We start from the raw sequence: 7,458 nt of genomic DNA on the forward strand, positions 1-7,458 counted from the left end.
GCCGGGCTCGCCGCGGGCCTGTTCGAGGAAGGCGGCGATGAGCGGGGCGACATCCACCGCCTGCCCGCCGATCTCGGCGCGGAAGCCGAGCGAGAACCAGTCATTGCCCTGGAAGGCGGGGCCGGGCGCGGTCCCGGTCGCGACCGACAGCACCGGTTCGTCCGGGCTCAGCCGGAAGGGCCATTTGCGGGTCTCGACCACCTCCCAGCCGTCGCGGCGGAGCGCGGGGACCTCGCGGAAGGCGAAGTCCAGCGCGCCGTGGCGGCCGGCATCGTCCACATGCATGCTGATTTCTCCCTCGGCGAAGACGAAATCGCACTCGGCCATGCGGCCGCCGGGCCAGTGCAGCTCCATCTCCTCCACCGGCAGCGCGCCCGCCCGCATCAGCCGCATGGCGCAGGCGGCCTCCCAGCCATGGTCGCGGGCGAGGGTGACGATCGTGCCGTCCTCCACGAGGCGCGGATCGGCATCGCCGTCGCTGTCGCGGACCTCCTGCCCGTCATAGACGAAGCGGAGCGTCAGCACCGGCAGGGTGACCTGGGGATCGTAGCGGCGGCGGCCCTCGCGGGCGGTCTCGGCGCCGAGGGTGAGCCGGGCGAAGCGCCGCCGCGCCGCCCGCCGGGCCTGCCGCGCCGTGCGGGGCCGGGGCAGGGCGGTGCCGCCAAGGGTCTCGGGCAGCGCCGCGCCGAGCGCGGCGGCCTCCTCGGGGGCAATGCGGGGGCTCGATTGCACCAGCTGCAGCACCTCGTCCCGGATGGCCCGGTCCAGGCAGCCGATCCGTCCGGCGGCGGCATCGATCCAGAACGTCGTCCCGCCGGGGCTGCGCAGGTCGAGCGGCGCTCCGTCCTTCCCGGCGAAGACGAGCCGCTGGCTGCCGTCGGTCTCCATCCGCCAGTCCAGCCGCGGTTCCGGCCGGTCCTCCGACCAGGCAAGCTGCGCATCGGGAAGGGCGTCATGCAGGAAGCGCCCGGTGGCGCAGAGCCGCCCGACCAGCGCGGCAAGGCCGTCTCCGCGGGGGTGCGGCAGGTCGGGCAGGCCGTAGCCATGGCCATGGCCCGGGGAGCTCTCCCAGAGCCGCGCCCGGGCCAGCTCGGGCAGCAGCTCGAGATCGGCGGGGCGGACGAATTTGGCGGGAACGGGATTGCGCAGGATCTGCATCGCGTCATGGCGCCGGATGGACTTGTTGAGCGCGGTCCCGGCGGCGTTGATCCGCCCCTTGAAGGTGTCGATCCGGAAGGCGGCCTGCGGACCGGCCGGGGCGAGCACGTAGAGCAGGCGGTTCTTGACCGCGGGCGGGTAGTCCTCGCCCCGCGCCTCGGGCGGGGGCGGCGCCGGAGCGAGTTCCCGGATGCGTCCGAGCCAGCCCTGGACCGGCAGGGCGAGGGCCGGGCGGCCGCTCTTCTGCTCCGCCCAGACCGCGAGGGCGGCGGCGACATGCTTGCAGTTCCAGCCCACCGGGCAGGCGCAGCCGCCTTCGATCTGGCCGCGGTCCAGGCGGATCTGCTGGAGGTAGCTCCGGCCTCGGCCATTTGCGACCTCTGCCTCGAGCGTGCCGTCCGGCGCGGGTGCGACCGAGACGACATGTCCGCGCCGTGCATAGTCGAGGCCGCGCTGCAGCGTCGCCGCGTCGAAATGGTCCTGCAGCCTGATCGTCATGGGCACCTCCTGCAGGCGTCTTTTCCCCGCCGGGGCCGGACGGCGCAAGCGCGAGATCGGATCGGCGGACCGCCGGGACCCGGCCTTTGGGGATGGAGGCCGACGGGTCCTGGGGGTCTGCTTGCGCCCGGGGAGGAAAAGGAGGCGGCAGCCCGAGGGAGGAGGAGCGGGTGGCGGGCGGCAACCATCTTGTCCGGCACCGTCAAGCAAGTTGGCCGCCGCCGACAACCGCAGGGAGGGCGTAGCCCGGTCTCCCGGTCTCGAGGGTCAGGAGGAAGATCGGGGTTCCGCTCGCGGGCGGTGGCCGAGCGCCGCCTCGGCCAGTCGTCCGGCCTTGCCTCCGGCCAGGCAAGCTGCGGGTCAGGCGGAAAGCGTCCGGCAGCCCAGAGCCGCCGGAGCAGCACGGCAAGGTCGTCTCCGCGGCGGCGCAGCGGATCGGACAGGCGATGGGCGCAGCCCGGGGAAACCTTCCGGACCGGCTCGGGCAGCAGCTCGGGATCGACTGGACGGCCGGATTTCGCGGGGGCGCGATTGCACAGGATCTGCCTCGCGCGATGGCGCCGGGCGAACTCGTCCGCCAGCCGGATCGCCATGGGCACCCCCTGTCTGGTCCTTTCCATGGAGCTTTCCGCCGTGCAGGAGAGGGGTAGTGGCTGGCTCCTTCCCTGGCAGCGGGGGGCGGATTGTCCCGCGCCCCGGGTGCAGAAAAAAGCACCCCGGGAAACCTTTTTCTGTAGCGTTGACATGGAGTTGCGACTCTCTGGATACTGGCTTCGACTTGGCTTGATTCGTCCTGCAGCCCGCTGGCAACGCGAAGAACCCGTCCGCACGGGCTCTGTCGCCGTGTCAGCCGTACGGATGGATCGCCGACAGGGAGAGCCGCCATGAGCAAGAGCAAGGATGCCGCGTTCGGCGACCTCCTGTCCGGACTGGAGGGGCAGCCGGAGGTTGCAAAGGCCGCCGAGCCAGACAGGCGCAGGAAACGGAAGTCTCCGGCGGCCGGGGCAGGGTCCATCCTGCTGGTCGATCCGGCTGCGTGCCGGATCTGGGCGGGGCACAACCGCAGGCCCGATCTGCTCGACGAGGCGAGCTGCGCCGACCTCATCGCGGGAATCCGCGCGCAGGGCCGGCAGGAGTTTCCCGCGATCGTGCGGCAGGTGCGGGATGGCGGGGGCATTGCCTACGAGGTGATCTGCGGTGCGCGGCGGCATTTCGCGGTCGCGTGGCTGCGGGCAAATGGCCATCCGGAGATGCAGTTCCTGATCGAGCTCCGGGATCTCGGCGACGAGGAGGCGTTCCGGCTCGCGGACATCGAGAACCGCGACCGGCAGGACATCAGCGACTACGAGCGGTCGCAGAGCTATGCCGATGCGCTGGAGCGGTACTACGGCGGCAGGCAGTCCGTCATGGCGAGGCGGCTGGAAATCGGCGAGAGCTGGCTGTCGCGCCACCTGGCAATGGCACGTCTTCCGGAGGAAATCGTCGCGGCCTACGGCTCGATCCATGATCTCGCCGAAGGACATGCGCGGCAGCTGATGCCGCTCCTGTCGGACCCGGCCGGCAGAGAAAAGGTTCTGGCCGCGGCGCGGGACCTGGCGGCCGACAAGGCCGGCGGGATCGCGCGGACCGGATCTCAGGTCCGGGATGCGCTGAAGGCGGCGGCGCATCCGCCCAAGGCGGAGCCTCCCGCCCGGACGGTCTACGGAGCGGACGCGGCGACCGGCATCACCGCGTTCCCCAGGGGGCAGCGGCTGGTACTCGAGTTTCCGGCGGGGATTTCGCGCACGGACTTCGACGCGGCGATCGAGGCATTCGCCCGGGACCGCTTCGGCGGAAAGTGATCATCCCATGTCTTTGTTCGAATATCTTGCCACGTGGCAAGATATTCCAGAAATCTAATTCGATTATAGCTCAGGGATCAGCCGCCCGTGCCTCATGGTCGCATGATCAGGGGGCGATTGCGCGGATCCACGCCCCTCCACAACGGGGAAGGCGCGCGTGCGACGAACCTCGTCGCCTGCGCCTCGTCCAGATCTTTGAGCAAGTCCGAGACGCGCTTGGCTGCGTTTCCCAGGATGGACGTTGCGATGTCATCCAGCCCGGGCTGCTCGCGGTCCTGCTCCAGGAGCCACAGTCTCTTCCGCTGATCTGCCATGAATGCTTCTGCCCGATCGGCATCACTGCAGGACAAGATGGTGTCGATCTGTCCGCCGCGCTCGAGCAGGAAATGCCGGTATCGGTTGGCGATCATCAACTCCGCTCTTCCGCAGCAATCGGCGCAGGCATTGCCATGGTCTGCCATGCGGCCATCGGGTTGCAGGAAGCCGTCGAGCCGGGCGGATCCCGGATAGGCGTCGAGCCCAGCGGAATAGACCAATGGCGGCACGCCACCTCTGGTCTCGCCGTCAGCAGGAGGTTTCCTGACGGGAGGCGGCCGTCGCCAGGACGCATGATCCCTTGTCTCGGCGCGCCCGGTGCCGTGCGAGATTGCGCTCGGGCCGCCGCAGGCTGGCACGGACAAGCCCGCCAGACCTCCGGCCACGTCCAGCGCAATCGGTTTCTTCAGGACGTGGAAGTCTTGCAGCGCCGCAACCAGCCTCCCGGCATTGCGTGCGCCGTCGATCCCGAAATTGCCGATGCATAGCCAAAGCTGGCTGAACGGCAGGTCCGCAAGTGGCGTGATGGCCTGAGCGTGCCATGCCGGCTCGAGTATCCGCGCGATGGGGGCGAGCAGCGGGCAGTCGATGGCCACCTCCTGCTTGCCATTCCCGTCCAGGACTTCGCGCAACCGGAGGCAGGCATCGCCGTCGACTATCCTGGCCGTCTCCCGGTTGCCGGTATTCGATTGAAGTTGATTGCCATGGGCCCTGAGGACCTCGGGGCGGCCAAGCCAGGCGGAAATCCCGGGTTGGATATCTTGGGTCGCGTTCATGCAAGCGAGCTACGCTATCCTGAGCGGGGCTCTGATACTGGTATCCAGTTTCCGGGGATCGGGAGCGAGACTCGTACCCATTGGAAAACGGATGGTGTTTCCTGGAGGCACTGTCCGGATCTCGCGACAATTACCGGTATCGAGAAATATCCGGGCCCATGCTCCCCGTGCGCGGCACGTGACATCGTTGCCGGACTGGCATGGTGGCTGGAATGAGGATATCGGCGCGGGCCGCATGACGCAGGTTCTGCCGGACTGGACGCCGCCGCGATCCGGGTAGCTCCCTCTGCTACCTGAACCGGCGGAAGGGTGCCGCCGGTTGCCAACGGCGCGCGGGCGGGGACCGGGAAGGCGCAGGCACGGTCTTGGCCAGTCCCGCGGTGTGCCGCGCCGCTTATCGGCAGAACGCAGGACCGGAAGAATGCAGCCGGGTGGCCGCCTGCGGTCATTGGATGATCGCCTCCGCGCCCGCCGATAGCGACAGCAGGATCGCCGCGGTGAGGATCACCGAGGTGCCGCCTAGGCCCAGGCCGATGGCAGCCACCAGCCCGTCGCGTTCCACCAGCGCCACGCCGAGCACGAAGAGGGAGATCGCCGGGAACCAGCCGCTGAAAGGCACCGGCAGAAAGAGCGCGACGGAGATCGCGAAGGACAGCACGCCCAGCACCTGTTCGTTCCGGCGGGTGAACAGATGGCCATGGCGCGGCGTCAGTACCCGCTCGAGGCGCCGCGTCACCGGCCTCAGGCGCAGGATGGCGCGCCTGAGCTTGTCCGGGTCGAGCCGGATCCGCGCCAGCACGCCGGGCAGCCTTACAGAGGGAAAGCCGAGCGCCATCTGGGCCGTCGTCACCAGCACGGGCAGAGCGGTGATCAGCGACGATCCCGGCGGCAGCGGCAGGAAGGTGAGCAGCGAGAAGACGACGATCGCCCAGCCGAAGGAGGCCTCGCCCAGCGACGAGAGCAGGTTGCCGAGGGTCAGCGTGCCCTCGCCGTGCTGGCGTCGGGCATTGCGCAGGATCGGCATCGACAGCGAGGGTCGCCTGTGTGGTTCGTCGATGCGCTGCATAGGGGCCCTTTTGTCCGGTTGACCCGCATATCAGCTGTCGGGCCGCCATTTGCAACCACGCTGCGCCGCCTTCGGCATGTTGCGGCGAGAACGGCGGTTTTCCACCTTCCGGACGGAAGGGGTTCCTTTCCCGGGGCTGTCCGCACGCTGCCGGCTCCGGCCCGTGGCGGGACGGCTGCGAAAGAACCGCCACCGCCGGGACATCAGCGACTACGAGCGTGCGTGCAGCTATGCCGTTGCGCTGGGGCGCTACTACGGCGGCAGGCAGTCCGTCATGGCCAGGCGTCTGGAGATCAGCGAGAGCTGGCTGTCGCGCCGCCTGGCCCTGGCGCGTCTCCCGGAACATTGGTGGCATCAGATATGACTTGCAGTTGCGGACATCGGCGACTCCGCGTTGCACGCCCGCCTGGCATTGGCATCGAAGCTGTTGAAAAAGTCGGCGATCCCGTCGATGACCCCGCAGCCCTCCGGCCCGGGCTCATCAGCGCACCTCGAGGACTTCTCCGGTATCGTAGCGCTTCACGAAGTCCACGCGGTCTCCATTCCAGTGATAGCAGAAATGCGACCCCTGGACCGGGACCGTCACCACGTCCGGCCAGAACACCCCGATGCAGCTTCCGCCGGGCTGGCGCACGCTGTCCCAGGTGAGCCCGTCGCTTCCGGCGGCCCGGAGACCGGCGCCCTCGGCTTGCGAGGGGGCGTAGTCGGTGGGGTGCAGCGCATCGGGCACTGCCGTCACGTCGTGGAGCGCGCGATCGATCGATCCGGTCAGCACGCGGAAATCCGATGTCCAGCCGGGCGCCTCGCCGGTAGCCGCCATGAACCGGCCGTGGTGATGAATGGTCTCTGCGAGCGCAACGTCCTCGCGATCGCCTGCATAGTAGAGGCCGTAGCTGCCATCGGTGAAGCGCCCCGGTCGCGCGGTCGAGCAATGCACGAACGGCGCCATGACCAAGCTGGCCCCGGGGCCGCCGACCCGGCGCCCGGGGGGGACCTTGCCGAGGTCGCCGACCTCGCCGCGGATGCGCGGATTGGTCTTGGCTTCCACCGAGACCAGCGCCTCCCAGTCATGGGGGTCGGCGATGTCCTCGAACAGGTCGATCGGCGGGTAGATGGAGCGGATAATGCGCCAGGTCTGCGGCCAGCTGACCTGCACCAGGACGGCCTTTCCGCTCACCACGCGCCGCGTTCCGCGTTGAGCCAGTCGCGCATCGCGGCAAGATCGGAGAGTTCGCCGCGCAGCATGATGTCGAGGGCCGAGCGTCCCTCGAAGGCGGCATTGGGCTTGCGAATCCAGGCATAGCCGCGCGCCGCGTCCCGGAAGAGGTAGCGCAGGCCTTTGTGGACCCCGATCAGATGCGCCATGCGCATCCGCAGATCGCGGTCGATCCGGCCGATATCGCCGTCCTTCCAGCGCGCCCAGGTGCGCGGCGCCATGCCACCCAGCAGGGTGCGCGCTTCAGCATCGCTCAGCCCCCAGGCCCGGAACAGATTGATCGTGGTGCGGGCGAGCGCGCCGGCTTCGTCATCGGTGATCACCGCGCAGTCTGCCCGCGCCGGAGTCGCGGTGAGATGTTGGAGTTCCATGCTTGCCTCCGATATGTTGGCAAACATCTAGCACAAGTATGCCAAATGGCAAGGATGCTTGCCGGGCGCGCAACGCAGAGTCGCCATGGTCGGCACCGGCGAGTCATCTTCGTCGCCACCTCTGCCCGGAAGAAATCGTGGCTGCCTATGCTTCGATCCGCGACATCCTCGAAGTGCATGCGCGGCAGCTGGCGCCGCTCCTGTCTGATCCGGGCGC

The 7,458-nt window shown here is 69.0% G+C and carries 7 protein-coding genes; 2 read left to right on the forward strand and 5 right to left on the reverse strand.

Annotated elements, in window-relative coordinates:
- A partial coding sequence (locus FGX59_RS35490; protein ID WP_138473287.1) for an SWIM zinc finger domain-containing protein occupies positions 1–1,656 on the reverse strand: 1,656 nt, incomplete at its 3' end.
- An 884-nt stretch (positions 1,657–2,540) separates the two neighbouring features.
- Here FGX59_RS35490 and FGX59_RS35495 point away from each other — a divergent pair.
- The gene (locus FGX59_RS35495) at positions 2,541–3,497 is read left to right on the forward strand and encodes a ParB/RepB/Spo0J family partition protein (protein WP_138473288.1); all 957 of its coding nucleotides are present in this window, start codon (positions 2,541–2,543) and stop codon (positions 3,495–3,497) included.
- Positions 3,498–3,589: 92 nt separating this feature from the next.
- On the opposite strand, the gene FGX59_RS35500 is transcribed toward FGX59_RS35495, so the two are convergent.
- On the reverse strand, positions 3,590–4,588 hold the full coding sequence (locus FGX59_RS35500) for a hypothetical protein (protein WP_138473289.1): 999 nt from the start codon (positions 4,586–4,588) through the stop codon (positions 3,590–3,592).
- A 445-nt stretch (positions 4,589–5,033) separates the two neighbouring features.
- The gene (locus tag FGX59_RS35505) at positions 5,034–5,654 is read right to left on the reverse strand and encodes an exopolysaccharide biosynthesis protein (protein WP_138473290.1); all 621 of its coding nucleotides are present in this window, start codon (positions 5,652–5,654) and stop codon (positions 5,034–5,036) included.
- Between the two features lie 76 nt (positions 5,655–5,730).
- Here FGX59_RS35505 and FGX59_RS37970 point away from each other — a divergent pair, with 76 nt between their 5' ends.
- A complete protein-coding gene (locus FGX59_RS37970) occupies positions 5,731–6,018 on the forward strand; it encodes a hypothetical protein (protein WP_171060995.1) in 288 nt (95 codons plus the stop codon).
- Positions 6,019–6,135: 117 nt separating this feature from the next.
- Here the strand turns inward: FGX59_RS37970 and FGX59_RS35510 are convergent, their stop codons facing one another.
- Together FGX59_RS35510 and FGX59_RS35515 are read right to left on the reverse strand one after the other, a co-directional pair.
- On the reverse strand, positions 6,136–6,834 hold the full coding sequence (locus FGX59_RS35510) for an RES family NAD+ phosphorylase (RefSeq protein WP_138473291.1): 699 nt from the start codon (positions 6,832–6,834) through the stop codon (positions 6,136–6,138).
- Entirely contained in the window at positions 6,828–7,241 is a 414-nt protein-coding gene (locus tag FGX59_RS35515; protein ID WP_138473292.1) for an MbcA/ParS/Xre antitoxin family protein, read from the reverse strand. Before FGX59_RS35515 ends, FGX59_RS35510 begins: the two co-directional genes overlap by 7 nt.
- Positions 7,242–7,458 lie beyond the last annotated feature (217 nt).

Origin of the sequence: Poseidonocella sp. HB161398, assembly GCF_005870025.1 — a bacterium.
Classification (GTDB): domain Bacteria; phylum Pseudomonadota; class Alphaproteobacteria; order Rhodobacterales; family Rhodobacteraceae; genus Mangrovicoccus.